We start from the raw sequence: 26,129 nt of genomic DNA on the forward strand, positions 1-26,129 counted from the left end.
GGGTGTTCACGAGGGCACGACGTCGTGTCAGGTCTCTTCGGCGTCGTCGAGACGACAGGAGCTCCCGTACGTGTCATCCACCACTGACGCGTCCACCGGCCGGGCCACCATCGCCGCGCGCACGCTGCGCACGGACCGATGGTGGCTTCCCCCGCTGGCCACCTTCGTGGCGTTCGTCGCCTGGGTCGCGTACGCGACGGTGCGGGCGTTCATGCAGGACCACTACTTCGTCCCCGAGTACGGCTATCTGACGCCGTTCTACTCGCCGTGCGTCTCGACCGGCTGCGTCGAGGAGGCTGCGCACTTCGGCCGCTTCCTGCCCGACGTCTGGTGGCTGCCCTACGCGGCGGTCTCCCTGCCGTTCCTGCTGCTGTTCCGGCTGACCTGCTACTACTACCGCAAGGCCTACTACCGGGCGTTCTGGCTCTCCCCGCCGGCCTGCGCGGTCGCCGAGCCGCACCGGCGCTACACCGGTGAGACGCGCTTCCCGCTGATCCTGCAGAACGCGCACCGCTACTTCTTCTACATCGCCGGGATCATCACGCTGATCAACACCTACGACGCGGTGCTGGCCTTCGCCAAGCCCGGCGGCGGGTTCGGCCTGGGGCTGGGCAACATCATCCTGGTCGTGAACGTGGTGCTGCTGTTCGGCTACACGCTGTCGTGCCACTCGTGCCGCAGCGCCGTCGGCGGGCGGCTCAACCACTTCTCGAAGCACCCGGTCCGCTACGCGCTCTGGACCCGGGTCTCGAAGCTGAACACCCGGCACAACCAGTTCGCCTGGGCGACGCTGGTGAGCCTCGCCGTCACCGACTTCTACGTCATGGCCGTCTCCGCCGGCTGGATCAGCGACCTGCGGATCGTGGGGTGAGCACCGAGATGGACGAGCAGATCGAGCGGCACGACTACGACGTCGTCGTCATCGGGGCCGGCGGTGCCGGCCTGCGGGCGGCGATCGAGGCGCGGCTGCAGGGCAAGCGGACGGCGATCATCTCCAAGTCGCTGTTCGGCAAGGCGCACACCGTGATGGCCGAGGGCGGCTGCGCGGCGTCGATGGGCAACGCCAACCCGAACGACAACTGGAAGGTCCACTACCGCGACACCATGCGTGGCGGGAAGTTCCTCAACAACTGGCGGATGGCCGAGCTGCACGCCAAGGAGGCCCCGGACCGGGTCTGGGAGCTGGAGACCTACGGCGCGCTGTTCGACCGCACGAAGGACGGGAAGATCAGCCAGCGCAACTTCGGCGGGCACACCTACCCGCGGCTGGCGCACGTCGGCGACCGGACCGGCCTGGAGCTGATCCGCACCCTGCAGCAGAAGGTCGTCTCGCTGCAGCAGGAGGACCTCGCCGAGACCGGCGACGCCGAGTCCCGGATCCGGGTCTTCCACGAGTGCACGATCACCGAGCTGTTCACCACCGACGGCGCGATCTCGGGCTGCTTCGGCTACTTCCGCGGCGACGGTCGGTTCGTGCGCTTCGACGCCCCGGCGATCGTGCTCGCCACCGGCGGCGTCGGGAAGAGCTACTCGGTCACGTCGAACTCCTGGGAGTACACCGGCGACGGCCACGCGCTGGCCCTGCGCGCCGGCGCGACCCTGATCAACATGGAGTTCCTGCAGTTCCACCCGACCGGCATGGTGTGGCCGCCGTCGGTGCGGGGCCTGCTGGTCACCGAGTCCGTCCGCGGCGACGGCGGCGTGCTGCGCAACACCGACGGCTCACGGTTCATGTTCGACTACGTGCCGGACGTGTTCAAGGAGCAGTACGCCACCACCGAGGAGGAGGGCGACCGCTGGTACACCGATCCGGACAACAACCGGCGCCCGCCCGAGCTGCTGCCCCGCGACGAGGTCGCCCGGGCCATCAACTCCGAGGTCAAGGCGGGCCGGGGCACCGAGCACGGCGGGGTGTTCCTCGACGTGTCCACCCGGCTGAAGCCCGAGGAGATCCTCAAGCGGCTGCCGTCGATGCACCACCAGTTCAAGGAGCTGGCCGACGTCGACATCACGAAGGAGCCGATGGAGGTCGGCCCGACCTGCCACTACGTGATGGGCGGGGTCGAGGTCGAGCCGGACACCGCGATGTCGAGGGTGCCCGGCCTGTTCGCCGCCGGTGAGGTCGCGGGCGGCATGCACGGCTCCAACCGGCTCGGCGGCAACTCGCTGTCGGACCTGCTGGTGTTCGGCCGTCGCGCCGGGCTGCACGCCGCGCAGCACGCGGACCGGGGACGGCCGGCCGTCGCGGAGGCCGACGTCACCGCGGCGCTGGAGCGGGCGATGCTGCCGTTCTCCAGTGCGACCGCCGGTGGGGAGAACCCGTTCGTCGTCCAGCAGGAGCTGCAGAAGACGATGCACGAGCTCGTCGGGATCATCCGCAAGGGCGACGAGATGGAGCTCGCGCTCAAGAAGCTCGAGGACATCGCGACCCGCACCCGCACCGTCTCGGTGGAGGGGCACCGCCGCTTCAACCCGGGCTGGCACCTGGCCCTGGACCTGCGCAACATGCTGCTCGTCGCGCTGTGCACCGGGAAGGCGGCCCTGGAGCGCAAGGAGTCCCGCGGCGGGCACACTCGCGACGACTTCCCGGTCATGGACTCCGACTGGCGCCACGTGCTGCTGGTCTGCCGCGCCGTCGGAGAGGACGGCATCGAGCTGACCCGTCAGGAGCAGCTCCCGATGCGGCCCGACCTGTTCGACCTGTTCGAGATGGACGAGCTGAAGAAGTACTACACCGGTGACGAGCTGGGCGGTCACCGGGCCGATGCGGAGGGACCGCGATGAGCAGCCATCTCCACCACTTCCGCGTCTGGCGCGGCGACGACACCAAGGGCGAGCTGGTCGACTACCCGGTGGAGGTGAACGAGGGCGAGGTCGTCCTCGACGTCATCCACCGGCTGCAGGCCACCGAGGCCGGCGACCTGGCCGTGCGGTGGAACTGCAAGGCGGGCAAGTGCGGCTCGTGCTCCGCGGAGATCAACGGCCGGCCGCGGCTGATGTGCATGACCCGGATGAACACCTTCGACGACAGCGAGGTCGTGACCGTCACGCCGCTGCGTAGCTTCCCGGTGATCCGCGACCTCGTGACCGACGTGTCGTTCAACTACACCAAGGCCCGCGAGATCCCCAGCTTCACCCCGCCCGAGGGGGTCGCGCCGGGCGAGTACCGGATGGCGCAGGTCGACGTCGAGCGGAGCCAGGAGTTCCGCAAGTGCATCGAGTGCTACCTGTGCCAGAACACCTGCCACGTGGTCCGCGACCACGAGGAGAACAAGGACGCGTTCGCCGGGCCGCGCTACCTGATGCGGATGGCCGAGCTGGACATGCACCCGCTCGACGCGCACGGCAACCGCGCCGTCGAGGCCCAGGAGGAGCACGGTCTGGGGTTCTGCAACATCACCAAGTGCTGCACCGAGGTGTGCCCGGAGCACATCACGATCACCGACAACGCGCTCATCCCGCTCAAGGAGCGCGCGGTGGACCGCAAGTACGACCCGCTGGTGTGGCTGGGGGACAAGATCTTCCGCCGCACCGGGAGCTGAACGTGTCCCCGCACCCCCGCGACGGCCGTCGCACCCGGCGCACGGGGTGCGGGGACCGCGCCGGGGGTGCGACGGGCCGCTCAGCCCTCCATCGACCGGCGGATCTCGGCGAGCCGCTCCGCCGCCCTGCGCTCGCGTTCGGCGACCGCGTCGTGGGCCTCCGCGGCGCGCACATCGCCGCCTGCGAGCTCCTCGGCGGCCGCCGCGGTCGCGGCGCGTCCCTCGATGCGATCGCGCACGTAGGAGAACGTGGGGACGCCGTCGTCGGTGTAGTCGGTGACCGGCTCGACCAGGTCGGGCACGGCGGGGTCGGCAGGCTCCGGGTCGGGGACGGCGGGCAGGCGGGTCGGATCGGTCATCGGGCCTCCTCGGTTCCGCCGTCGACGGTAGGCGATGAGGACGCCGCGCGCGGACGGTCCACACCGGTATGACGACCTTTGCGCTCGTCCCCGGGGCGGGGACCGACACCTGGTACTGGGGCCCGCTGGTACGGGAGCTGACCCGGCGCGGCCACCGCGCCGTGCCGGTCGAGCTGCCCTGCGACGACGACGCCGCCGGACTGGAGGACTGCGCCGACGCCGTGGTGGCAGCGGTCGAGGGTGCCGAGGACCTGGTGGTCGTCGCGCACTCCTTCGGCGGGTTCAGCGCGCCGCTGGTGTGCGACCGGATCGCGGTGCGCGAGCTCGTCCTGGTGACGGCGATGGTGCCGCAGCCGGGCGAGTCCGCGGCGCAGTGGGGCGCCGCGACCGGCTCCGGTGCGGCGCTCGCCGAGCAGGCCGCGCGCGACGGGCGCGACCCCGACGACGTCGTCGGGCTCTTCTACCACGACGTCGACGAGGCGGTCGCGAACGAGGCGCTGCGGCACGAGCGCGACCAGTCCGCGACGCCGTGGAACCAGCCGTGGCCGCGGGAGTCCTGGCCGGACGTGCCGACCCGGTACCTGCTGTGCCGAGAGGACAAGCTGTTCCCGGCCGCGTTCGTCCGGACGACGCTCGCCCGCCGGCTGCGCGGTGTCGTGCCCGAGATGGTGTCGGGCGGGCACCACCCGATGCTGTCGCACCCCGGGGAGCTGGCCGCGGCGCTGCTCGGCCGCTGAGGGCAGCCACTGAGGACGGCCGCCGAGGACGGCCGCCGAGGGCGGGGGCCGGTGGCAGGCGATGATGACGCGGTGGCGCGCACACGGATCCGGGAGCTCGTGGTGGTGCACGACGCGGCCTGTGCGCCGTGCTCGCGGATCGCACAGGAGCTGCCGGGCTGCGTGCGGGTCCGGGTCCGGGCCCGCTCCTGCCGCGAGCCGCGGCTGGCCGAGATCTACCCGAACCTCCCGGCCGCCGTCGCCGGGTGCCGGACGCCCGCGGTCGGCGTGCTCCGTACCGACGGGCAGGTCCGCTGGTGGACCGGGATGAGCGGGGTCGTCGGCCTGGCTCCGGTCCTGCGACCCGGGGCGCTGCCGGCCGCGGTGCGCCTGCTGCGCGCGGCGGCGACGGCAGGTCGATGATCGTGGTCCGTCCCCGGAACGAGGAGGTCCCGCTCGTGGACACCGCCGCCCGCCCGCTCGACCACGGCCCCGGCCTGCTGTTCTGCCCCGGCAACCGGCCCGACCGGTTCGCCAGGGCACTCGCCGCGGCCGACGCCGTCATCCTCGACCTGGAGGACGCGGTCGGCCCGGACGACAAGGACGGCGCCCGTGCCGCCGTCGTCGACGCCCTGGCGGAGCTGGACCGCACCCGGGTGGTCGTGCGGGTCAACGCGCCCGGCACCTCCGCCCACGACGGCGACGTCGCCGCGCTGGCCGCCCACCCGGACCTCACGCTGATGCTGCCCATGGCGACGAGCGCCGCCGCGGTGGAGGCACTGGCCCCGCACCCGGTGATCGCGCTGTGCGAGACCGCGCACGGGGTGCTGGAGGCGCCGTCGATCGCCCGGGCGACGAACTGCGCGGGCCTGATGTGGGGCAGCGAGGACCTGCTCGCCGACCTGGGCGGACGCACCGGGCGCGCGTCCGGCGGCGGCTACGGCCCGGCGCTGACCGAGGCCCGCACCCGGATCCTCTACGCCGCGCGTGCCGCGGGCCTCGACCCGGTCGACACCGTGCTGACCGACATCGCGGACACCGACACCCTGCTCGCCGACACCCTCGACGCGGCGGCCGCGGGGTTCGCGGCGAAGGCCTGCATCCACCCGTCGCAGGTCGAGGTCGTGCGCCGCGGGTTCCGGCCCACCGACGCCGAGGCCGAGCACGCCCGCGCCCTGCTCGCCGAGGCGCAGTGCCACCCCGGGGTGTTCCGGTTCGGCGGGGAGATGGTCGACGCGCCGGTGCTCGCCCGGGCCAGGGCGGTCCTGCGCCGCGCCGAGGCATAGACGGCGTCTATGGCAGAGCTCGGAAGCATCGATCGCGCGACGGGACTGCGCGTCGGTCCGGCGACGCTGTACCGGACATGGACATCACCACACTGGCCGGACAGGACCTGCTGATCGTCGGCGGCGGATCGGGCATCGCCCGCGCGCTCGCCGCCGACGCCGTCGCCGAGGGGGCGACGGTCACCCTCGCCGGGCGCGACCCGCAGCAGCTCGCCCCGGTCGCGGCCGCGGTCGGCGCCGCCACCGCCCGGATCGACCTGACCGACGAGGCGAGCATCGCCGCCTTCGCGGCGGCCCCGGGGCCGCTGGACCACGTCGTGTCGCTCGCCGCCGCACCCGCGAACGGGCCGGTCGGCGAGCTGGACCGCGACGCCGTCCACACCGCGTTCGACGCGAAGGTCGTCGGCCCGCTGCTGCTCGCCAAGCACCTCGCCCCACTCGTGCGCGGGTCGTTCCTGCTGTTCTCCGGCGTCGCGGCCTGGCGCCCGGCGCCCGGCTGCTCGGTGATGGCGACGACCAACGGCGCCGTCGCGTTCCTCGCCGAGGCGCTGGCCGTCGAGCTCGCCCCGGTCCGGGTCAACGCGCTCTCGCCCGGCATCGTCGACTCCGGCCAGTGGGACCGGCTCGGCGACGGCAAGGACACCTTCCTCGCCGCCACGGCCGCGGCCAACCCGGCGCGGCGCACCGGCACCCCGGCCCAGCTGTCCGCCGCGGCCCGGTCGCTGCTCACCAACCCCTTCGTGACCGGCACGACCCTGCACGTCGACGGCGGTGGCCGGCTGGCCTGACCTGCGCCGCTCAGGGAGCGAGCTGCGCGACGGCGGCGGGCACGGGCACCCCGCGCGGTCGCAGCGTGGCGACGAACGCCGCCACCACCGGGTCCCGGCCCGGCCGGGTCAGCGCGACGACCTCCCGGTCCTGCGCCGGGGCCAGCGCCCGCACCACACCCGGGGCACCCGCGGGCAGTGCCGTCACCGGCACCACCGCGACGCCCAGCCCGGCGTCGGCGAGCCGGGCCGCGGTCGTCGCGCTCCGGGTGCGGGTCACCGGGTCGAGGCGGACGCCGTGCGTGACGGCGAGGCTGTCGAGCCAGCCGGCCAGGCCGTTGGCGGGGTCGTAGTGCACCACCGGGCCCTCGCCGAGCGCGACGACCGGGACCGGCCCCGGCGCGCCGGCGAGCGGATGGCGGCGCGGGAGCACCGCGACGAGCGGCTCGCGGCCGAGCCCCTCGACGTCGACGCCGTCACGGCCGGGCGGCGGGCACACCCCCACATCGGCCGCGCCGTCCGCCACCCGGGCGGCGATCTCGTCGGCGCTGGTCAGCTCGGTGAGCTCCACCCGGGTCCGGGCGGTGGCACCGGCGGCGGCCCGCAGCACCGGGGCGAGCAGACCCGCGGTCATCGTCTCCGCGCACGCCACCCGCAGCACCCCGGCGCCGCCGGCCGCGACCGTGCGCCCGGTGGTCAGCACCCGGTCCGCGGCCTCCAGCGCGGCGACCGCGTCGGCGTGCACCGCCCGCCCCGCGACGGTCGGGCGCACCCCGCGCGGCAGCCGCTCCAGCAGCGGGGTCCCGACCTCGCGTTCGAGCTGGGCGAGCTGGTGGGACAGGGCGGGCTGGGACAGGTGCAGGGCCGCGGCCGCCCCGGTCACCGACCCGTGGTCGAACACGGCCACCAGGCATTCCAGCGCACGCAGTGTCGGCACGGCGACAACCTACGGGCACGGCGGCACGGTGATGACTAGCGTGGTCGCCGTGACGATCTCCGGGTACGGGTCGTGGCCGACACCGGTCACGTCCGAAGTGGTGGTGACGGCCGCGGTGCGGCTCGGGGAGGTCCGCCCCGACGGTGCGCCCGGCACCGAGGACACCGGGGTGGTGTGGGCCGAGGGCCGCGCCACCGAGGGCGGGCGGACCCAGCTGGTGCGCCGCACCGACGACGGCACCCGCACCGACCTGCTGCCGGCCGGGGCGAACGCGCGCTCGGCCGTCCACGAGTACGGCGGCGGCGCGTGGTGGCTGCACCCCGGCAGCCCCGGCACCGTCTTCTACGTCGAGTGGGTCGATCAGCGCCTGTACCGGCTCGACCGCGGCGGCGAGCCGGTCGCGCTCACCCCGGAGCCCGCGGTGGCCCGTGGTGACCGCTACGCCGACGGCGACGTCGCCCCCGACGGCACCTGGATGGTCGCGGTCCGCGAGCACCACCACGCCGAGCACACCCCGGCGGCCGAGGTCGTCAACGAGATCGTGCGGCTCGACGCCCGCGCCCCGTCGGAGCCGGAGGTGCTGGTCAGCGGCCCGGACTTCGTCGCAGCGCCGCGGATCTCGCCGGACGGCGGCACCCTGGCCTGGCTGTCCTGGAACCACCCGTCGATGCCGTGGGACGACGTCGAGCTCACCGTGCGCGACCTGGAGTCCGGGTTGGACACCGTCGTCGCGGGTGGGCCGGGGGAGTCGGTCACCGAGCCGCAGTGGCAGCCCGACGGGTCGCTGACCTTCCTCAGCGACCGCACCGGCTGGTGGAACCTCTACCGGTGGCCGCCCGGCCGGGACATCGAGGCGCTCGTGCGCATCGACGCCGAGATCGGTGTACCCGGCTGGGCGCTGGGCGGGTCGCGCTACGCCGTCCTGGAGGACGGACGCGTCGTGTTCGCCCGCTCCTCGCGGGGCTTCGACGCCCTGGTCGTGCGGGAGGTCGACGGCCGGATCATCGAGCTCGACACGCCGTTCACCGCGATCGGCTCGGTGCGCGCCGACGGGCCCTACGCCGTCGTCTGCGTCGCCGGGGCGCCCACCGCCGAGCCGGGCGTGCACCGCGTGGTGCCCGCCCCGGAGGGCGCGGGGGAGCCCGGCGCGGCCGGGGTGCAGACCCTGCGCGCCCCGCGAGACCTGGGCCTGCACCCGGAGACGGTGTCGGTGCCCGAGCCGATCACGTTCCTGTCCACCGACGCCGCGGGCGGCCCGCGCACCGGCTACGCGCTGTTCTACCCGCCGCTGGGCGCCCACGAGGCCCCCGAGGGCGAGCTGCCGCCGCTGCTGGTGGTCATCCACGGCGGCCCGACCGGCTCGGCGACGCCGGTCCTCTCGGTCGCCGTGCAGTACTGGACCAGCCGAGGGTTCGGGGTCGTCGACGTCGACCACGGCGGCTCCACCGGCTACGGGCGCGCCTACCGCGAGCAGCTGAAGGGGGCGTGGGGGGTCGTCGACGTCGCCGACTGTCTGGCCGCGGCCCGCACGCTGGCCGACGCCGGACGCGTCGACCCGGCCCGGATGGCGATCCGCGGCGGTTCCGCGGGCGGGTTCACGACGCTGGCCGCCCTGGCCCGGGAGGACACCCCGTTCTCCGCCGGGGCCGACCACTACGGCGTCGCCGACCTCGCCGCGCTCGCCCGCGAGACGCACAAGTTCGAGTCCCGCTACCTCGACGGGCTGGTCGGGCCGTGGCCGGCGGCGGAGGCGGTCTACACCGAGCGCTCCCCGCTGACGCACGTGGAGCGGTTCCGCACCCCGCTGATCGTGCTGCAGGGCGCGGAGGACACGATCGTCCCGCCGAACCAGTCGGAGATGATCGTCGACGCCCTGCGCCGGCGGGGAGTGCCCGTCGCCCACCTGCTGGTTGCCGGTGAGCAGCACGGCTTCCGGAAGGCGGAGAACATCCGGCGCGCCCTCGACGCGGAGCTCGCGTTCTACTCGCGGGTGTTCGGGTTCGCGCTGCCCCCGGGGGAGGGCATCGAGCCGGTGGAGATCGAGAACCTGTGAGCCCGGGGCACTTCGTCGCCCGGATGTCCCTCGAACCCGGTGCCCCGTCCACCGGGTACCCGTTCGAGCTCCCCGTGGTCCGGTGGCTGTGCGAGCACGGCGGGCTCGCGCTGTACCCGGGCGTGACGTTCCTGGTGGGGGAGAACGGGTCCGGGAAGTCGACGCTGGTGGAGGCACTCGCCGTCGCGCTGGGGCTGAACCCCGAGGGCGGGTCGCGCTCGTTCCGGTTCGCCACCCGGGCCAGCGAGTCCGACCTGGGGTCCTACCTGCGGGTGACCCGGCGACCGGGCCGGGAACGCACCAGCTTCTTCCTGCGTGCCGAGTCGTACTACAACGTCGCGTCCGAGGTGGAGCGGCTCGACCGGGCGGGCGGCCCGCCGCTGCTGCCGGTCTACGGCGGTTCCGGGCACGAGCGCAGCCACGGCGAGTCGTTCCTGACGCTGCTGCGCCACCGGTTCGGTCCGCTCGGGCTCTACGTGCTCGACGAGCCGGAGGCGGCGCTGTCGGTCACCGGCTGTCTCGCCGTCCTGCAGCGGATGACGGACCTGGTGGGACGGGGGAGCCAGTTCGTCGTCGCCACCCACTCGCCGGTCCTGCTGGCCCTGCCCGGGGCCGCCGTCCTGCAGATCGACGGTGACGGCGAGGTGACTCGCACCCCGTACGACGACGCCCTGCCGGTCGCCCTGACCCGCCGCTTCCTGGCCGACCCGCAGGCGTTCCTCCGGCACCTCGGCTGACGGGCACCCGGGTGCTCCGGCCCGGACGACCTCGGGCCCCGGGAACGCGTCCCGGGGCCCGTCGTCGGGCGGAACGGCGGTCAGGGCACCGCCGCCGCGACCTCGCGGTCGCCCCCGGTGGGGGTGGTCGCCTTCGGGCCGCGGGTGATCCGCTTCTCCACCAGCCGCGAGACCCAGGTCAGGATGAGGCAGAGCCCGATGTAGATGACTGCGACGACGAGCGCGACCGGCAGGATCGGCGACCCGAGCTGGGTCTGGCTGCCCAGGAAGCGCGCCTGGTAGAGCAGCTCCGGGTACAGGATGATGAACCCGAGTGCGGTGTCCTTCAGAACCACGACCAGCTGCGACAGGATCGTCGGCAGCATGGAGCGGAACGCCTGCGGGAGGAGCACGCTCCTCATCACCTGGGTCTTGCGCATCCCGAGGGCGTAGGCGGCCTCGCGCTGGCCGCGCGGCACCGCGTTCACCCCGGCCCGGAACACCTCGGCGAGCACCGAGCCGTTGTAGAGCATCAGGCCGATCACCACGGCCCAGAACGCGTCGATCTCGATGCCGGCGCCCTGGGACAGGCCGAAGTACAGGATGAAGATCAGGACCAGCAGCGGGACGGCGCGGAAGAGCTCCACGACCGCCGTCGACGGCCCGCTGACCCAGGCGTGCTCGGACAGCCGGCCGGCGGCGAACACCGCACCGAAGAGAAGCGACAGGACCGCGGCGACCCCGAACGCGCTGACGGTCGCCCAGATCGCGTCCAGGAGCAGGTACTGGATGCGGACGTAGGTGATCCACTCCCACAGCCGCGGGGAGAACTGGCCCGCGTCGTAGAAGCGCCACACCACGAATCCGAGGATCGCGACGATCGCGACCGTGCCGACGACACCGAGGAGCCGGTTGCGCCGGTCCGCGGCCGGGCCGGGGACGTCGTAGAGGACCGAGCTCACCGGGTCACCTCCGAGCGGTGGCCGAGGGACGGGGTACGGGCGGGCGCGGTCACCGGGACGCTCCCCACGTCGCGTCGAGCCGGCGCTGCAGCAGCGTCAGCGGCACGACCAGGACCACGAAGAACAGCGCGACCCACAGCAGCCCGACGAGCACGTTGTAGCCGCGCTCGGACAGCACGCTGTACACGCTGCCGAGCTGGAACACCGCGAAGCCGGAGGCGATCGTGGTGTTCTTCAGCAGCGCGATCTGGATGTTGGTCATCGGCGGCACGACCGAGCGCACCGCCTGCGGGAGCACGATCTGGCCGAGCGTCTGGGTGAAGGTGAAGCCCAGCGCCCGCGCGGCCTCGGCCTGGCCGACCGGGACGGTGTTGATGCCCGACCGGACGACCTCGCAGACGAACGCCGCGGTGTAGAGGGTCAGCCCGATGCACGCGAGGGTGAAGAACGAGAACTCCACCAGCTCCAGGCGCGGGTAGGCGAACGCGAAGAAGAACAGCACCAGGGTCAGCGGTGTGTTCCGCAGGACCGTCACGTACAGCGAGCCGAAGCTGCGCAGGATCGGCACCGGACTGACCCGGAGGCCCGCGACCAGCGTGCCGAGGACCAGCGAGCCGATACCGGAGACGACGAACAGACCGACCGTCGTCACCAGGCCGCGCCAGTACACGTCGAGGTTGTCGAGCAGGACGTCCACCGAGGTGCTCTCCTTCCGTCGGATCGGGCACGGCCCGGCCCGCGGTGCGCGGACGCACCGCAGACCGGGCCGTGGGTCGGGTCAGTAGCGGTCGATCGCCGGCGGCGTGGCCGGGGTGCCCGACCGGCCCAGCGTGCCGTCGTAGATCGTCTGCCAGGTGCCGTCGTCGATCGCGGCCTGCAGCAGGTCGTTGACCTTGTTGCGGAACGCGGTGTCGGCGAGCGGGACGCCGACGCCGTAGGGCTCGTCGGAGAAGGTCTCACCGACGACCTTGAGCTGCTCCGCGTTCTGCGAGGCGTAGCCGAGCAGGATCGCGTCGTCGGTGGTGACGGCGTCGACCTGGTTGTTGATCAGCTGGTCGACGCACTGGGTGTAGGTCTGGAACTCGACGATGCTGGTCGTCAGGTTCTGGTCGCGGACCCGCTGGATCGGGGTGGAGCCGGTGACCGAGCAGACGGTCCTGCCCTGCAGCGTCTGCGGGCCGGTGATCTCGTTGTCGTCGGCGCGGACCAGCAGGCCCTGGCCGGCGACGTAGTACGGGCCGGCGAAACCGACGCGCTCCTTGCGCCGGTCGTTGATCGTGTAGGTGCCGACGTAGTAGTCGACCTCGCCGCGCTCGAGGACGTCCTCGCGGGCGGCGGACGGCACGACCCTGTAGTCGATCTGCTCGGGGGCGAACCCGAGACCGCCGGCGACCATCCGGGCGATGTCGACGTCGAAGCCGGAGAACTCGCCGGTGGTGGCGTCGCGGAAGCCCAGCCCCGGCTGGTCGTCCTTCACCCCGACGACCACGCGGCCGCGCTGCTGGATCGTCTCGAAGGTCGGGGAGCCCTCGACGGTCACGTTCTCGGCGACGGTCGGCTGGTAGCCCGAGCCCTCCGCGCCGGGGGCGCCTTCCTGGCCGCAGCCGGCCAGCGCGAGGGCGGCGGCCAGCGCGGCCGCCACCAGCATGCGGGATCTCTTCATGGACGGGCTCCGATCGTGGACGGGGTGGGAACGGTGGTGCTCGGCGACAGGCGGGGGCGTGGCGGCGCTCAGTGCGAGAGGATCTTCCCGAGGAAGTCCTTCGCGCGGTCGCTGCGCGGGTTGGTGAAGAAGTCGTCCGGAGTGGAGTCCTCGACGATCTCGCCCTCGCTCATGAACACCACGCGGTGCGCGGCCTTGCGGGCGAAGCCCATCTCGTGGGTCACGACGATCATCGTCATGCCCTCCGCGGCCAGTGACGTCATCGTGTCGAGGACCTCGTTGACCATCTCCGGGTCCAGGGCGGAGGTCGGCTCGTCGAACAGCATGACCTTCGGCTTCATCGCCAGCGCGCGGGCGATCGCCGCGCGTTGCTGCTGGCCGCCGGAGAGCTGGGCGGGGTACTTGTCCCTCTGGTTGGCGATGCCGACACGCTCCAGCAGCGCCAGACCGGTCTTCTCGGCCTCGGCCTTGGACACCCCGCGCACCTTCAGCGGTGCGAGGGTGACGTTCTCCAGGATCGTCTTGTGCGCGAACAGGTTGAACGACTGGAAGACCATGCCGACGTCGGCGCGCAGGGCGGCCAGCGCCTTGCCCTCCGCCGCCAGCGCGGTGCCGTCGATCTCGATCGTGCCGGTGTCGATCGGCTCGAGCCGGTTGATCGTGCGGCAGAGTGTGGACTTGCCGGAACCGGAGGGGCCGAGGACGACGACGACCTCCCCACGGGCGACGTCCAGATCGATGTCGCGCAGCACGTGGAGGTCGCCGAAGTGCTTCTGCACCCCGGCCATCCGCACCATGGGTGTGCTGGACGCGGGCGGGCTGGTCATGCTGCCTCCGGACATGGCGAGAGCCTGGACGGAACGGACATGCGAGTCCACCACCTTGAGGAACCTTTAGGGTCTCGGCCACGTAACGGAAAGGGCGGCCACCGGTGCACATCCTGCTGATCGAGGACGACGACCGGGTCGCCGCCGCGCTGCGTCCGGCACTGCACCGGCACGGGATGACCACGACCCGCCTGGACCACGGCCGCGGCGCCGTGGACCACCTCGACGGCGTCGACGTCGTGCTGCTGGACCTGGGGCTGCCCGACGCCGACGGGCTCGACGTCTGCCGGGCGATCCGCGCCGTCTCCGAGGTCCCGGTGCTGATGGTGACCGCCCGCGGCGAGGTCACCGACCGCATCGCCGGGCTGCACACCGGCGCCGACGACTACCTGGTCAAGCCCTACGACATCGGGGAGCTCGTGGCCCGGGTGCACGCGGTGCAGCGCCGCCGCAAGATCGGCGACGACGGCACCGTCGTCCCGGCCGGGTCGGCCCCGGTGACCGTCGGCGAGGTCCGCGTCGACCCCGAGCGGTACGAGGTCACCGTCGCCGGGGAGCAGGTGGTGCTCACCCGCAAGGAGTTCCAGGTGCTGTCGCTGCTCGCCCGCGCCGACGGCGCCGTCTGCACCCGCGCCCAGATCGTCGCCGAGGTGTGGGGGCGCGGCTGGGCGGGCGCGAACCGGACCCTCGACGTGCACGTGGCGACCCTGCGGACCAAGCTCGGCCGCCCCGAGCTGGTGCGGACCGTCCGCGGCGTCGGGTACCGCTTCGCCGCCACCGAGGACTGAGAGGGGAACGGCGACGTGCGCAGCCGGCTGCTGCTGGTCGTGCTCGTGCTCGTCGGGCTGCTCGCCGCCGGGCTGGGCGTCCCGCTGGCGTGGACCGCCGCCCAGCGGGCCCAGGAGGAGGTCTTCACCGACCGCCTCACCGACACCATCTCCTTCGCCTCGACCGCCCAGCGCCCGCTCATCGAGACCCCCGCGGGCAGCTCCGCGCTCGCCACGTTCACCGACGAGATCACCCGCTACGACGACGTCTACGGCGTCGCGGTGCTCGTCCTCGACCGGGCGGGGCGCACGGTGGCCGCCTCCCGCCCGGCCGACCGGCTGCCCGAGCTGGGGGACTACGCCGTCGAGCGGACCGAGGTCGCGCTCGCCGGGCGCCGCTCCTCGACCTACCCGCTGCTCATGCCGTGGGACGACCGGCCGCTGGTGCTGGCCGAGCCGGTACTCGTCGACGGCGAGGTCGTCGGCGCGGTGGTGACGGTGTCCCCGACCGACGCCCTGCGGGCCGAGGCGGTGCGCACCTGGTCGCTGATCGCCGGGGCCGCGGTGTTCGCGCTGCTCGCCGGGATCCTGGTCGCGCTGCCGCTGACCGCCTGGGTGCTGCGCCCGGTCCGCCGGCTCGACGAGGCGATGGACCGGGTCGGGACGGCCGTCCTCGCCGGGGGGCCGCCCGGTCCGCCGTCGCGGCGCAGCGGCCCGCCGGAGCTGCGCTCGCTGGCCGAGTCGTTCGACCGGATGACCGAGACGGTGCGCGAGGCGCTCGGCGCCCAGCGCGCGTTCGTCGCCGACGCCTCCCACCAGCTGCGCAACCCGCTCACCGCGCTGCGGCTGCGGCTGTCCAACCTCGACGGGCACGTCGACCCGGCCGCCGCCGACGACCACCTCGCGGCGATGGAGGAGGCCGAGCGACTGTCCCGGGTGCTCGACGGACTGCTCGCGCTGGCCCGCGCCGAGCGCGCGGTGGAGGACCCGGGCGTCGCCGAGGACACCGACCTCGACGTCGTCGTCGCCGAACGGGTGGACAACTGGCGGCCGCTCGCCGAGCACTCCGGGATCGAGCTGTGCCGCAGCGGCCCACGCGGCCTGCACGCCCTGATCGGTGAGCCCGCGCTGGAGTCGGTCCTCGACGCGCTGCTGGACAACGCGCTCAAGTACACCCCGCACGGGCGACGGGTGCGGGTCGCGACGCTGCGCACCGCCGACCGGATCGGGGTCAGCGTCGTCGACGGCGGCCCCGGCCTCGCACGCGAGGACCGGGCACGCGCCACCGACCGGTTCTGGCGGGCACCCGGGCAGACCAACGTCGAGGGCAGCGGGCTCGGCCTGGCCATCGCGGTGCGGACCGCCGCCGCGGCCGGCGGGAGCCTGCAGCTGAGCGACGCACCCGGCGGCGGGCTCCGGGTCACACTGTGGCTGCGCCCCGCTCCCTCCGCGGTGCGCGACCGGCCCCCCAGCCACGGAGAGGACGTGTGAGGAATGCGGATCGGCGAGCTCGCGGAACGCACCGGCGTGACCGCACGCATGCTGCGCTACTACGAGCAGCAGGGTCTCCTCGCCTCGACCCGCGGCAGCGGCGGCCAGCGGGAGTACGGGACACCGGAGGTCGAGCGCGTCGCCCTGCTGCGGACGCTGTTCGACGCCGGCCTGTCGAGCCGCACGATCGCCCGGCTGCTGCCGTGCGTGGACACCCCGAGCCTGCGGACCGCCGAGGACGCCTTCGCGACGATGGCACGTGAGCGGGACCGGCTGCGCGAGGCGATGGGGACCCTCGGGACCGCCGTCGACGCCCTGGAACGCCTCATGGCCGGGAACAGCGAGCACCGGGCCGCCCTCGCCGCCGCGCGCCCGGCCGGGTCCGCCGACCGGTGACCTGGGACACGATCACTGGAACCTGACACCGGTGGCAGGTCATAGCGTGCCGGCGTGGTCAACGCATACGGATACCGCGCCTTCGGCGGCCCCGACGTCCAGGAGTTCCTCGACCGCCCCGCCCCGGTGCCGGGTGCGCACGAGGTCGCGCTCGCCGTCGCCGTCGCCGGGGTCAACCCCCTCGACCACGTCCTGCGAGCCGGCGGGGTGCCGATGATCAATGGGCACCTCCCGTTCCCCCAGGTCCTCGGGATGGAGGCCGCGGGGGTGGTCACGGCGGTCGGGACCGCCGTGACGGGCCTCGCGGTCGGGGACAGGGCGTTCGGGTTCGCCCTCACCGGCGCCGGGACCTACGCCACCGACACGCTGCTGCTCGGCTCGGCCACGGCCCGGACGCCGGACGCGCTGTCCGACGAGTGGGCGGCCACCGTGCCGGTCGCCGGGACCACCGCGCTCGACGTCGTCGACCAGCTGGCACTGCCGCGCGGTGGCCGGTTGCTGGTCAACGGGATCGGCGGGGGCGTGGGGCTGGCCGTCGCCCAGCTGGCCCGCGCCGGTGGGCTCGAGGTGATCGGTACCGCGGGCGGGACCAAGCGCGACGTCGTCACCGGGACCGGGGCGGTGTTCGTGGACCACCGCGCGCCCGGTGCGATCGACCGGCTGCGCGCGTTCGCCCCCGGCGGCTTCGACGGCGTCGTGGACCTCGTGGGCGGCGCGTCGCTGCGTGCCGTCGCACCGCTCGCCGCCACGCCACGGGCCGTGGTCTCGGTCGGGGATCCCACGGTCGGGGAGGTCGGCGGCGTCGTCGTGGAGCGCCACACCGACCGCCGGACCCTGGAGCGGGTCGCGGCGCTGATGGTGCAGGGCGTCCTCGACCCGCACGTCACCGCCGTGTACCCCTTCGACCGGGCGGCACAGGCCCTGGCGCGGGTGGAGGACGGGCACGGGACGGGGAAGACAGTGCTCGACCTGTCCGCGCGGGGTCAGCGAGGTCAGTAGCCCTTGGCGGCCCGGTAGAACTCGACGGCGCCCTCGTGCAGCGGGATCGGCTGGGTGCCGATGGCCGAGCGCGAGTCGACGGTCACCGCGGCCGGGCTGGCCTGCGCCAGCCGGGGCTGTTCGTCGAAGGCCGCCCGGATCAGCGCGCGGGCCAGGTCGGCGTCCATCCCCTCGGTGACCAGCAGCGCGTTGCGCACCGACAGGCACGACACCGGGCCGGGCAGCCCGTAGGTGTTCGCCGGGACCGTCGCCACGGAGTAGACGGGGTGACGCTCGCGCATCCGGTCGAGCACCCCACCGAGCTCCAGCAGCCGGATCGGGACCCGGGCGGCGAGCTCCCGCACCCCGTCGGTCGGGACCCCGCCGGACCAGAAGAACGCGTCGAGACGGCCCTCGACCAGCGCCGTCGCCGCGTCCGGCAGCCCCAGCTCCGCACGGGTACCCAGGCCCGCGACACCGATCCCGGCGACGTCGAGCAGCCGGATCGCGATCGGCTGGTAGCCGCTGCCGCTCGGGCCGACCGACACCCGTCGTCCGCGCAGGTCGGCGATGCTGCGCAGGCCGGAGTCGGCACGCACGACGAGGTGGGTGACGTCGTCGTAGAGCCGGGCCAGTGCGCGCGGCTCGGTCGGGCCGGTGACGCGCGCGGCGACGTCGGCGGCCACGTCGACCTGGCTGATCGCGACCGCCGCCCGCCCGTCGGTCAGCAGCTCCATGTTCTGTGCGCTGCCCGCCGTCTCCAGCACCCGGGGGGCCGCCGGGAGCCCGAGGCGTTCGTGCCAGATCTCCGACAGCGTGCGCGCGAGGTTGATGTACACCCCCGGCTGCACCCCGCCGGCGATCACCAGCGGCTCGGCTGGCCGCGGGCCGGTGCAGCCCGGGAGCACCGCCCCCGCACCCAGCACAACGCCCGCACCCAGCAGGGCGCGCCGCGTCAGCGGGGGACCGGACCGGTGCATCGGGCCATCATCCCCGACGGCCCCGTCCCGGCGCCGTTCGCCGGGGCGCCTACCCTCGGGTGTGTGAGCCGCAGCTACACCGTGCGCACCTACGGGTGCCAGATGAACGTGCACGACTCGGAGCGGATGGCCGGTCTGCTGGAGGACGCCGGGTACGCCCGGGCCGAGGACCCCGACACCGCCGACGTCGTCGTGTTCAACACCTGCGCGGTGCGGGAGAACGCGGACAACAAGCTCTACGGCAACCTCGGGCACCTGCGCCCGCGCAAGGTCGCCAACCCGGACATGCAGATCGCCGTCGGCGGCTGCCTGGCCCAGAAGGACCGCGACACGATCACCCGGCGGGCGCCGTGGGTCGACGTCGTGTTCGGCACGCACAACGTGCACGCACTGCCGACCCTCCTGGAACGCGCCCGGCACAACGACGAGGCCCAGGTCGAGATCGCCGAGGCGCTCGAGGTGTTCCCCTCGACGTTGCCCGCGCGCCGCGACTCCGCCTACGCCGGCTGGGTGTCGATCTCGGTGGGCTGCAACAACACCTGCACGTTCTGCATCGTGCCGTCGCTGCGCGGCAAGGAGCGCGACCGCCGCCCCGGCGACGTGCTCGCCGAGGTGCAGACCCTCGCCGCCGACGGCGTGCTGGAGGTGACCCTGCTCGGACAGAACGTGAACGCCTACGGCTCGGACATGGGTGACAGGCAGGCGTTCTCGAAGCTCCTGCGGGCCTGCGGCGAGGTCGAGGGGCTGGAGCGGGTGCGGTTCACCAGCCCGCACCCGCGCGACTTCACCTCCGACGTCATCGCCGCGATGGCGCAGACCCCGAACGTCTGCCCGCAGCTGCACATGCCCCTGCAGTCCGGCTCCGACGACGTCCTGCGCCGGATGCGTCGCAGCTACCGCTCGGAGCGGTTCCTCTCGATCCTGGCCGAGGTGCGGGAGTCGATCCCGCACGCGGCGATCACCACCGACATCATCGTCGGGTTCCCGGGCGAGACCGAGCAGGACTTCGCCGACACCCTCGACGTCGTCGAGCGGGCCCGGTTCGCCGCGGCGTTCACCTTCCAGTACTCGAAGCGCCCCGGCACCCCGGCCGCGGACCTGCCCGACCAGCTGCCCAAGGCCGTCGTGCAGGAGCGCTACGAGCGCCTCGTCGCACTGCAGGAGCGGATCTCCTGGGAGGAGAACCGCACACAGGAGGGCACGGTGGTGGAGCTGCTGGTGTCCACCGGCGAGGGGCGCAAGGACGCGGCGACCGCCCGTCTCACCGGTCGTGCCCGGGACGGGCGGCTGGTGCACTTCGCGCCCGGTACCGCGACCGGCATCCGGCCCGGGGACGTCGTCACCGTCCGGATCGACCGGGGCGCCCCGCACCACCTCGTCGCCGACGGCGGCGTGCTCACCCACCGCCGCACCCGCGCCGGCGACGCCGCCGAGGCCGGCGAGCGCCCGTCCGGGGCACCCACCACGCTGGGGCTGCCGGCGTTCGGCGCTCCGGCGTCCGAGCCGGCTCCCGCCGCGCCGTCCTGCGGCGTCCCCGCCACCACCGGAGGTCCCCGATGAGCGACGTGTCCCCGCAGACCCGCGCCGAGATCGACCGGGCCGGGCGCGGCGTCGCCCGCCGGATCGACCCTGGCGCGCGCGCCATGCTGATCGCGGTGGCGATCGTCGCCGCGGTCGCCGCGCTGCTGCTGCCGTGGGTGGCGGGCACTCCGGGCTGGCAGGTGCTGTCCTCGGGTACCTCCGGGCCGCTCCCGACGCTGTTCTCGTTCACGATGACCGGGTTCGCCGTCGTGGTGTCGGCCGCGGCGCTGCTGACCCGGCTATGGGCACTCGCGTGGTTCGCGGCCTTCGGCTGCGGGATCTCCTCGGTGAACGGGCTGTGGGCGATCTGGTCGCAGCAGACCGGCGCCGAGGCAGGCCCCGGGTTCGGGATGGTTCTCGGCGTGGTCGCCGTGGTGCTGCTGACCTTCGTGTGGGCGGGCGCCGCGCTGCAGCGCGACTGACCCCTACCGCTCGTCGACCGCCTGCTCGGCGGCGGTGAGCCACTCCCGCCACTGTGCCGCCTGCGCGCGGGCCTGCTCGGCGCGCCTGCGGTCACCGGCCGCCTCGGCCTTCTCCGCCTGCGCCTCGAACTGCTCGACCCGCGCCCGGAACTGCTCGACGCGCGCCTGGGTCTCGGGGTCGGTGCGGCGCCACTGCGCGTCCGCGGCGGCGGCGACCTTGTCCTCGATCCCGCGCAGCCGTCCCTCCAGGGTGCGGATCTGTTCGCGCGGGACCTTGCCGATGGCCTCCCAGCGCTCCTGGATCTCACGCAGCCGGGCCCGTGCGCCGTCCGGGTCGGACAGGTCGATCGTCTCGGCCTCGGCGAGCAGCGCCCGCTTCGCCTCGGCGTTCTCGGCGAACTCGGTGTCGCGGGCGGAGAAGTGCTCGCCGCGGCGGGCGAAGAAGCGGTCCTGCGCGCCGCGGAAGCGGGCCCACAGCGCGTCGTCGGCCTCGCGGTGGGCGCGGCCCGCCGCCTTCCACTCGGTCATCAGGTCGCGGTAGGCGGCCGCGGTCGCGTTCCACTCGTCGGAGTCGGCGAGGGCCTCGGCCTGCGCGACGAGCTCCTCCTTGCGGGCCTTCGCGGTGACCCGCTGGCGGTCGAGGTCGGCGAAGTGCGAGCCGCGCCGCCGGTTGAACGCCTCGCGGGCCTTCGAGAAGCGCTTCCACAGCTGCTCGTCGGTCTTCTTGTCGACGCCGCGGATGGTGCGCCACTCGTCGAGGATCGCCTTGTACCGGTCCCCGGCCTGCTTCCACTGGGTGGAGTCCACGGCCATCTTCTCGGCCTCGACGGCGAGCGCCTCCTTGCGGGCGACGGCGTCGTGCCGGGCGCGCTCGCGCTCCTCCTTCGCCGCGCTGACGCCCTGCTCGGCGAGGCCGACCAGCTCGTCGAGCCGCGTGCGCAGGGCGGGCACGTCCCCGACCACGTGCGCGGAGTCGAGGCCGTCGCGCAGCGCGGTCAGCGCGGTCAGCGACGCCTTCGCGTCCCCGCCGCCGGCGATCCGCGCGGCGAGCACCTCGGTCTCGGTGACCAGCGCGTCGAACCGCTTCGCGTAGTGCTCCAGGCCCTCGGCGGGCGGCCCGGCCTGGTAGGAGCCGACGACCCGCTCGCCGTCGGCGGTGACCAGGGTGATGGTGCCGTCGTCGTCGGCGCGGCCCCAGCGGCCCGGGTCGTCGGCCGCGGAGGGCACCGGGGACGGCAGGGCGGCGGGCGGTGCGGGCGGTGCGACCGCGGCCGGGGCGGGCACGGGTCGGGCGGCGGGCGGCGGTCCGGGCCGGGGCGGCCCCGGCTTCGGCGGGGTGGCCCGGGCGGGCTCGGCACCCTGTCCTGCAGCGTCGGTCGCGTGGGTCTCGGACACCGGTAGGTCCTCCTCGTTCGGCCCGCCGCGGGGCGGGCGCCCCGTGCGGACGTCCGTCCGGGGCCGTGCGCGCACCGGATCCTCGCGCGGTGCGGAGGCCGGAACGGCGATTCAAGCAGGTCCACCGCCCTCGGGGGAACCGCATGCCCTCCGGCCGGGTACGGGAGTCGTGGCCGCGGGCGCTGATTACCCTCGGAGCCCGTGCCCGCCGCGATCGCCGTCCTGCCCCAGCCCCCGCTCCTCGTCCCCGCCCTGAGCGGCGACGCGGCGGTCGAGACCGAGGGGCTGCGGGAGGCCGTCGTCGCCGCGGTGACGGGTCTCGCCGCGGCGGCCCAGCGCTGGGTCGTCGTCGGCGCCGACCCCGGCGGGCGGCGCACCGTGGACCCGGGCACCCACGGCACCTTCGCCGGCTACGGCCGCGACGTCCCCGTCGCGCTGCCCGGCGCGGCCGGTCCGGACGAGGGCGCCGAGCTGCCGCTGCCGCTGCTGGTCGCGGCCTGGGCGGCCCCGGCCGGGGTCGGCTCGGCGCGCGGCGAGCTCGTCGCACCGGACGCCCCGGTCGCGGACTGCCTGGCGCTGGGCGCGGAGCTGGCCGGCGAGGGGGTGGGGCTGCTCGTCGTCGGTGACGGCGCGGCCAAGCACACCGCGAAGGCCCCCGGCGGGTTCGACGGCCGGGCCGAGGCGTTCGACGCCGTCGTCGCCGCCGCGTTCGACGCCGGTGACCCCGAGCCGCTCGCCCGGCTCGACCCGGACGGCGCCGCCGCGCTCTGGGCCTCGGGCCGCGCGCCGTGGCAGGTGCTGGCCGGTGCCGCGCGCGGGTGCTCCTGGACGGCGGCACACCGGCACACCTCGATGCCCTACGGCGTCGCCTACCACGTGGCGCTGTGGGAACCGGCGTGAGCACGCCACCACCGTCCACACCGTCACCGGCCGCACCGCCGCTGGTCGCCGTCGTCGGACCGACCGCGACCGGGAAGTCGGACCTGGGGCTGGAGCTGGCACTGGCGCTGGACGGCGACGTCGTCAACGCCGACGCCATGCAGCTCTACCGCTGCCTGGACATCGGCACCGCTAAGCTCGCCCCGCACGAGCGGCGCGGCGTCGTCCACCACCAGCTGGACGTCCTCGACGTCACCGAGACCGCCTCGGTCGCGGCCTACCAGCGGGCGGCCCGCGCGGTCATCGAGGAGCTGCGCGCCGCCGGGCGCACCCCGGTGCTGGTCGGCGGCTCGGGGCTCTACGTGCAGGCCGTGCTCGACGAGCTGGAGTTCCCCGGCACCGACCCGGAGCTGCGCGCCGAGCTGGAGGCCGAGCTGGATCGTGACGGGTCCGGCGCGCTGCACGCCCGTCTCGCCGCGGCCGACCCGGTCGCCGCCCAGCAGGTGCTGCCCTCGAACGGCCGGCGGATCGTCCGCGCGCTGGAGGTGATCGCACTGACCGGCAGGCCGTTCCGCGCGACCCTGCCCGGCGCCGGGGCCCCCCGCTACGACGCCGTGCTGCTCGGCGTGGACCGCGACGTCGCCGAGCTCGACGAGCGGGTCGCGCTGCGGGTGGACCGGATGTTCGACGACGGCCTGGTCGAGGAGACCCGCGCGCTGCTCCCGCGCGGGCTCGCCCACGGCCGCACCGCGTCCCGCGCGCTGGGCTACCGGCAGGTGATCGAGGCCCTCGACCGCGACCCCGACCACCCCGACCTCGCCGTCGTCCGGGAGGAGACGGTCCGCGCGACCCGGCGGTTCGTGCGCCGCCAGCGCTCCTGGTTCCGCCGGGACCGGCGCATCCACTGGCTCGACGGCGCCGACCCGGACCTGGTGGCCTCGGCGCGTGCGGTGCTCGCTCGTAGGCTGGTGGCATGACCGGCGGCATCGCGTTCAGCAAGGGGCACGGCACGCAGAACGACTTCGTGGTGCTGCCCGACCCGGACGCCGCGCTCGACCTCACCCCGGCCCGGGTCGCGGCGGTGTGCGACCGCCGCCGCGGCCTCGGCGCGGACGGGGTGCTGCGGGTCGTGCGCTGGGCGAAGCTCGCCGGTGAGCCCGGCGTCGGGGAGCCCGTCGACGGCGTCGAGTGGTTCATGGACTACCGCAACGCCGACGGCTCGCTCGCCGAGATGTGCGGGAACGGCCTGCGTGTGTTCGCCCGCTACCTGCACGAGCGCGGCTGGGCCACGGGTGGCCCGGTCGGCACCCGCAACGGGGTGCTCGACACCGCCGTCGGGCCGGACGGGGTCTCGGTCGGTCTCGGGACGGTCGGCGTCGGCCCGGCGTCGGTCGCCACCAGCGGCGACGCGCGCTTCGACGGCATCGCCCTCGACGTCGGGAACCCGCACCTGGCCTGCGTCACCGCGGCCGACCCGGACACCCTCGACCTGACCCGCGCGCCCTCCTACGACCCGGCGCTGTTCCCGAACGGGGTGAACGTCGAGTTCCTGACCCCGCTGGACGGCCCCGCCGACGGCGGCCGCATCCGGATGCGGGTGCACGAACGCGGGGTGGGGGAGACCCGCTCCTGCGGCACCGGGACCGTCGCGGCCGCCGTGGCCGCGCTGCGGCACGCCGGGCACACCGCCGGGGACGTGCAGGTCGCCGTTCCGGGCGGGCTGCTGCGGGTGACGGTGGAGGCCGGCACCGACGAGCGGACCGGGCCCACGACGCTGCACGGACCCGCGGTGCTGCTCGCCTCCGGCGAGCTGGACCGCGCGTGGTGGGACGCTCCCGCCTGAGGCTCGCGAATCGGGGCGGACACGAGCCGCGCGACGTGGGAGGATGGGGGCAAGATGACTGATGCCCACACGCACCCCTCCGTGACCCCCTCCACGTCGAACCCGGTTCCGACGGGTGGCGAGCTCGACCTGGAGGAGCGCACGTCGCTGCGCCGGATCCACGGGCTGTCCACCGAGCTCACCGACATCACCGAGGTCGAGTACCGCAAGCTCCAGCTGGAGCGGGTCGTGCTCGTCGGCGTCTGGACCGAGGGCACGGCCGAGCAGGCCGACAACTCGATGACCGAGCTGGCCCGCCTCGCCGAGACCGCCGGTTCCGAGGTGATGGACGGCCTCGTGCAGCGCCGCTCCAGCCCGGACCCGGCCACGTTCATCGGCTCCGGCAAGGTCGAGGAGCTGCTCGGGGTCGTCCGCGCCACCGGCGCCGACACCGTGATCTGCGACGGCGAGCTGTCACCCGGCCAGCTCCGTCAGCTGGAGGAGCGGCTCAAGGTCAAGGTCATCGACCGGACCGCGCTGATCCTCGACATCTTCGCCCAGCACGCCCGCTCCCGGGACGGCAAGGCCCAGGTCGAGCTCGCGCAGCTGTCCTACCTGCTGCCGCGGCTGCGCGGCTGGGGCGAGGCGCTGTCCCGGCAGGTCGGTGGCCGGGCCGCGGGCGGTGTCGGTATCGGTGGCCGTGGCCCCGGTGAGACGAAGATCGAGCTGGACCGGCGCCGCATCCGTGCGCGGATGTCGAAGCTGCGCCGCGAGATCGGTGCGATGCGCCAGGTCCGCGAGACCCAGCGCGGCAGCCGTCGCCGCAACGAGATCCCCTCGGTCGCGATCGTCGGCTACACCAACGCGGGCAAGTCGAGCCTGCTCAACCAGCTCACCGACGCCGGGGTGCTGGTGCAGGACGCGCTGTTCGCGACGCTGGACCCGACCACCCGCAAGGCACAGACGCCCGACGGGCACGACTACACCCTCACCGACACCGTCGGGTTCGTGCGGCACCTGCCGCACCAGCTCGTCGAGGCGTTCCGCTCCACGCTGGAGGAGGCCGCCCGGGCCGACCTGCTGGTGCACGTCGTCGACGGGTCCGACCCGCTGCCCGACGACCAGATCGCCGCGGTCCGGCAGGTGCTCGTCGAGGTGGGGGAGGCCGCGGGCGACACGATGCCCCCCGAGCTGCTCGTGATCAACAAGATCGACGCGGCCGGTGACCTCGCGCTGGCCCGGCTGCGGCACGCCCAGCCGGACGCCGTGTTCGTCTCGGCACACAGCGGCACCGGGATCGACCGGCTCCGCGAGCACATCGCCGAGCGCCTGCCGCGCCCGGACTACGAGGTCGACCTCCTGCTGCCCTACACCGAGGGTGCGCTGGTCGCGCGGCTGCACGACGACGGCGAGATCCTCGCCGAGTCCCACACCGCCGACGGCACCCGGATCCGGGCGCGGGTGAAGCCGGAGCTGGGCACCGCGGTGCTGCCGTTCGCGGTGGCGGGCTCTGCCGTCCCGACCGGGACCGGCGCCGACCTGCCGGCGACGGCAGCGGGCCACTGAGTGGGCGGCCGGGTGGGCCACCGC

At 74.3% G+C, this 26,129-nt stretch carries 27 protein-coding genes; 19 read left to right on the forward strand and 8 right to left on the reverse strand.

Annotated features, from left to right (window positions below):
- Positions 1-70: 70 nt before the first annotated feature.
- Genes XF36_RS05765 through XF36_RS05775 form a run of 3 tightly spaced genes read left to right on the forward strand, consistent with a single transcriptional unit; the run spans position 71 to position 3,542 of the window.
- Positions 71-871, forward strand: a complete 801-nt coding sequence (locus XF36_RS05765; protein ID WP_060711196.1) for a hypothetical protein — start codon at positions 71-73, stop codon at positions 869-871.
- An 8-nt stretch (positions 872-879) separates the two neighbouring features.
- Positions 880-2,784, forward strand: coding sequence for a fumarate reductase/succinate dehydrogenase flavoprotein subunit (locus XF36_RS05770; protein WP_060714449.1), 1,905 nt, complete (start codon positions 880-882; stop codon positions 2,782-2,784).
- The gene (locus tag XF36_RS05775) at positions 2,781-3,542 is read left to right on the forward strand and encodes a succinate dehydrogenase/fumarate reductase iron-sulfur subunit (protein WP_060711197.1); all 762 of its coding nucleotides are present in this window, start codon (positions 2,781-2,783) and stop codon (positions 3,540-3,542) included. Before XF36_RS05770 ends, XF36_RS05775 begins: the two co-directional genes overlap by 4 nt.
- An 80-nt stretch (positions 3,543-3,622) precedes the next feature.
- Here the strand turns inward: XF36_RS05775 and XF36_RS05780 are convergent, their stop codons facing one another.
- A complete protein-coding gene (locus XF36_RS05780; RefSeq protein ID WP_238589139.1) occupies positions 3,623-3,901 on the reverse strand; it encodes a hypothetical protein in 279 nt (92 codons plus the stop codon).
- Between the two features lie 68 nt (positions 3,902-3,969).
- Between XF36_RS05780 and XF36_RS05785 the strand changes: the two genes are divergently transcribed.
- The 4 genes from XF36_RS05785 to XF36_RS05800 all read left to right on the forward strand — a co-directional run bounded on the left by XF36_RS05785 (position 3,970) and on the right by XF36_RS05800 (position 6,691).
- The gene (locus tag XF36_RS05785; protein ID WP_060711198.1) at positions 3,970-4,638 is read left to right on the forward strand and encodes an alpha/beta fold hydrolase; all 669 of its coding nucleotides are present in this window, start codon (positions 3,970-3,972) and stop codon (positions 4,636-4,638) included.
- Between the two features lie 72 nt (positions 4,639-4,710).
- Positions 4,711-5,040 carry a hypothetical protein gene (locus tag XF36_RS05790; RefSeq protein ID WP_020623684.1) on the forward strand — a complete coding sequence of 110 codons (330 nt, stop codon included), beginning with the start codon at positions 4,711-4,713 and terminating at the stop codon, positions 5,038-5,040.
- Between the two features lie 2 nt (positions 5,041-5,042).
- Positions 5,043-5,903: an HpcH/HpaI aldolase/citrate lyase family protein gene (locus XF36_RS05795; protein ID WP_238589140.1), complete on the forward strand. Its 861-nt coding sequence runs from the start codon at positions 5,043-5,045 to the stop codon at positions 5,901-5,903.
- A 77-nt stretch (positions 5,904-5,980) separates the two neighbouring features.
- On the forward strand, positions 5,981-6,691 hold the full coding sequence (locus tag XF36_RS05800) for an SDR family oxidoreductase (protein WP_060711199.1): 711 nt from the start codon (positions 5,981-5,983) through the stop codon (positions 6,689-6,691).
- Positions 6,692-6,701: 10 nt separating this feature from the next.
- Here XF36_RS05800 and XF36_RS05805 read toward each other — a convergent pair whose 3' ends face one another.
- A complete protein-coding gene (locus XF36_RS05805; RefSeq protein WP_060711200.1) occupies positions 6,702-7,607 on the reverse strand; it encodes a LysR family transcriptional regulator in 906 nt (301 codons plus the stop codon).
- Positions 7,608-7,656: 49 nt separating this feature from the next.
- Here XF36_RS05805 and XF36_RS05810 point away from each other — a divergent pair, with 49 nt between their 5' ends.
- Together XF36_RS05810 and XF36_RS05815 are read left to right on the forward strand one after the other, a co-directional pair.
- A complete protein-coding gene (locus XF36_RS05810; protein ID WP_238589141.1) occupies positions 7,657-9,660 on the forward strand; it encodes a prolyl oligopeptidase family serine peptidase in 2,004 nt (667 codons plus the stop codon).
- Positions 9,657-10,397 (forward strand): AAA family ATPase, encoded by a 741-nt coding sequence (locus XF36_RS05815; protein WP_238589142.1) that lies wholly within the window; start codon positions 9,657-9,659, stop codon positions 10,395-10,397. The genes XF36_RS05810 and XF36_RS05815 overlap by 4 nt, the downstream gene beginning before the upstream one ends.
- Positions 10,398-10,477: 80 nt before the next feature.
- On the opposite strand, the gene XF36_RS05820 is transcribed toward XF36_RS05815, so the two are convergent.
- From XF36_RS05820 to XF36_RS05835, 4 genes are all read right to left on the reverse strand, one after another.
- Positions 10,478-11,338, reverse strand: coding sequence for an amino acid ABC transporter permease (locus XF36_RS05820; RefSeq protein ID WP_060711202.1), 861 nt, complete (start codon positions 11,336-11,338; stop codon positions 10,478-10,480).
- A gap of 49 nt (positions 11,339-11,387) precedes the next feature.
- Complete coding sequence (locus XF36_RS05825; RefSeq protein WP_060711203.1) at positions 11,388-12,035, reverse strand: amino acid ABC transporter permease; 648 nt, start codon at positions 12,033-12,035, stop codon at positions 11,388-11,390.
- An 81-nt stretch (positions 12,036-12,116) separates the two neighbouring features.
- On the reverse strand, positions 12,117-13,001 hold the full coding sequence (locus tag XF36_RS05830; RefSeq protein ID WP_060711204.1) for a glutamate ABC transporter substrate-binding protein: 885 nt from the start codon (positions 12,999-13,001) through the stop codon (positions 12,117-12,119).
- A gap of 68 nt (positions 13,002-13,069) precedes the next feature.
- The gene (locus XF36_RS05835; protein WP_060711205.1) at positions 13,070-13,798 is read right to left on the reverse strand and encodes an amino acid ABC transporter ATP-binding protein; all 729 of its coding nucleotides are present in this window, start codon (positions 13,796-13,798) and stop codon (positions 13,070-13,072) included.
- A gap of 134 nt (positions 13,799-13,932) precedes the next feature.
- Between XF36_RS05835 and XF36_RS05840 the strand changes: the two genes are divergently transcribed.
- Genes XF36_RS05840 through XF36_RS05855 form a run of 4 tightly spaced genes read left to right on the forward strand, consistent with a single transcriptional unit; the run spans position 13,933 to position 17,481 of the window.
- Entirely contained in the window at positions 13,933-14,616 is a 684-nt protein-coding gene (locus XF36_RS05840) for a response regulator transcription factor (protein ID WP_060711206.1), read from the forward strand.
- A 15-nt stretch (positions 14,617-14,631) separates the two neighbouring features.
- Entirely contained in the window at positions 14,632-16,086 is a 1,455-nt protein-coding gene (locus XF36_RS05845) for a sensor histidine kinase (protein WP_060711207.1), read from the forward strand.
- Between the two features lie 3 nt (positions 16,087-16,089).
- A complete protein-coding gene (locus XF36_RS05850) occupies positions 16,090-16,482 on the forward strand; it encodes a MerR family transcriptional regulator (protein ID WP_060711208.1) in 393 nt (130 codons plus the stop codon).
- A 54-nt stretch (positions 16,483-16,536) separates the two neighbouring features.
- Positions 16,537-17,481, forward strand: a complete 945-nt coding sequence (locus XF36_RS05855) for an NADP-dependent oxidoreductase (protein ID WP_060711209.1) — start codon at positions 16,537-16,539, stop codon at positions 17,479-17,481.
- On the opposite strand, the gene XF36_RS05860 is transcribed toward XF36_RS05855, so the two are convergent.
- A complete protein-coding gene (locus XF36_RS05860; RefSeq protein ID WP_060711210.1) occupies positions 17,475-18,440 on the reverse strand; it encodes a TAXI family TRAP transporter solute-binding subunit in 966 nt (321 codons plus the stop codon). The two genes, XF36_RS05855 and XF36_RS05860, sit on opposite strands and share 7 nt — an antisense overlap.
- Before the next feature lie 63 nt (positions 18,441-18,503).
- On the opposite strand from XF36_RS05860, the gene miaB reads away from it, so the two are divergent.
- Complete coding sequence (gene miaB / locus XF36_RS05865) at positions 18,504-20,000, forward strand: tRNA (N6-isopentenyl adenosine(37)-C2)-methylthiotransferase MiaB (protein WP_075311123.1); 1,497 nt, start codon at positions 18,504-18,506, stop codon at positions 19,998-20,000.
- The gene (locus XF36_RS05870; protein ID WP_060711211.1) at positions 19,997-20,443 is read left to right on the forward strand and encodes a hypothetical protein; all 447 of its coding nucleotides are present in this window, start codon (positions 19,997-19,999) and stop codon (positions 20,441-20,443) included. The genes miaB and XF36_RS05870 overlap by 4 nt, the downstream gene beginning before the upstream one ends.
- 3 nt (positions 20,444-20,446) lie before the next feature.
- Here XF36_RS05870 and XF36_RS05875 read toward each other — a convergent pair whose 3' ends face one another.
- Positions 20,447-21,838 (reverse strand): DUF349 domain-containing protein, encoded by a 1,392-nt coding sequence (locus XF36_RS05875; protein WP_082375762.1) that lies wholly within the window; start codon positions 21,836-21,838, stop codon positions 20,447-20,449.
- 201 nt (positions 21,839-22,039) lie between these two features.
- On the opposite strand from XF36_RS05875, the gene XF36_RS05880 reads away from it, so the two are divergent.
- From XF36_RS05880 to hflX, 4 genes are read left to right on the forward strand one after another with little or no spacing between them, the layout of a single operon-like run.
- On the forward strand, positions 22,040-22,738 hold the full coding sequence (locus XF36_RS05880; protein WP_060711212.1) for a hypothetical protein: 699 nt from the start codon (positions 22,040-22,042) through the stop codon (positions 22,736-22,738).
- Positions 22,735-23,694 carry a tRNA (adenosine(37)-N6)-dimethylallyltransferase MiaA gene (gene miaA, locus XF36_RS05885; RefSeq protein WP_060714456.1) on the forward strand — a complete coding sequence of 320 codons (960 nt, stop codon included), beginning with the start codon at positions 22,735-22,737 and terminating at the stop codon, positions 23,692-23,694. The genes XF36_RS05880 and miaA overlap by 4 nt, the downstream gene beginning before the upstream one ends.
- Positions 23,691-24,560 carry a diaminopimelate epimerase gene (gene dapF / locus XF36_RS05890; RefSeq protein ID WP_202968483.1) on the forward strand — a complete coding sequence of 290 codons (870 nt, stop codon included), beginning with the start codon at positions 23,691-23,693 and terminating at the stop codon, positions 24,558-24,560. Before miaA ends, dapF begins: the two co-directional genes overlap by 4 nt.
- A 54-nt stretch (positions 24,561-24,614) precedes the next feature.
- Entirely contained in the window at positions 24,615-26,105 is a 1,491-nt protein-coding gene (gene hflX / locus XF36_RS05895) for a GTPase HflX (protein ID WP_051050199.1), read from the forward strand.
- Positions 26,106-26,129 lie beyond the last annotated feature (24 nt).

The sequence above is a fragment of the Pseudonocardia sp. HH130629-09 genome (assembly GCF_001294645.1).
Lineage (GTDB): Bacteria > Actinomycetota > Actinomycetes > Mycobacteriales > Pseudonocardiaceae > Pseudonocardia.

Coding starts and splice junctions, on each gene's coding strand:
- XF36_RS05775 (WP_060711197.1), top strand. CDS start 2,781: ATGAGCAGCCATCTCCACCACTTCCGCGTCTGGCGCGGCGACGACACC.
- XF36_RS05870 (WP_060711211.1), top strand. CDS start 19,997: ATGAGCGACGTGTCCCCGCAGACCCGCGCCGAGATCGACCGGGCCGGG.
- XF36_RS05860 (WP_060711210.1), bottom strand. CDS start 18,440: ATGCACCGGTCCGGTCCCCCGCTGACGCGGCGCGCCCTGCTGGGTGCG.
- XF36_RS05785 (WP_060711198.1), top strand. CDS start 3,970: ATGACGACCTTTGCGCTCGTCCCCGGGGCGGGGACCGACACCTGGTAC.
- XF36_RS05835 (WP_060711205.1), bottom strand. CDS start 13,798: ATGGTGCGGATGGCCGGGGTGCAGAAGCACTTCGGCGACCTCCACGTG.
- XF36_RS05800 (WP_060711199.1), top strand. CDS start 5,981: ATGGACATCACCACACTGGCCGGACAGGACCTGCTGATCGTCGGCGGC.
- XF36_RS05770 (WP_060714449.1), top strand. CDS start 880: ATGGACGAGCAGATCGAGCGGCACGACTACGACGTCGTCGTCATCGGG.
- XF36_RS05780 (WP_238589139.1), bottom strand. CDS start 3,901: ATGACCGATCCGACCCGCCTGCCCGCCGTCCCCGACCCGGAGCCTGCC.
- XF36_RS05830 (WP_060711204.1), bottom strand. CDS start 13,001: ATGAAGAGATCCCGCATGCTGGTGGCGGCCGCGCTGGCCGCCGCCCTC.
- hflX (WP_051050199.1), top strand. CDS start 24,615: ATGACTGATGCCCACACGCACCCCTCCGTGACCCCCTCCACGTCGAAC.
- XF36_RS05850 (WP_060711208.1), top strand. CDS start 16,090: ATGCGGATCGGCGAGCTCGCGGAACGCACCGGCGTGACCGCACGCATG.
- dapF (WP_202968483.1), top strand. CDS start 23,691: ATGACCGGCGGCATCGCGTTCAGCAAGGGGCACGGCACGCAGAACGAC.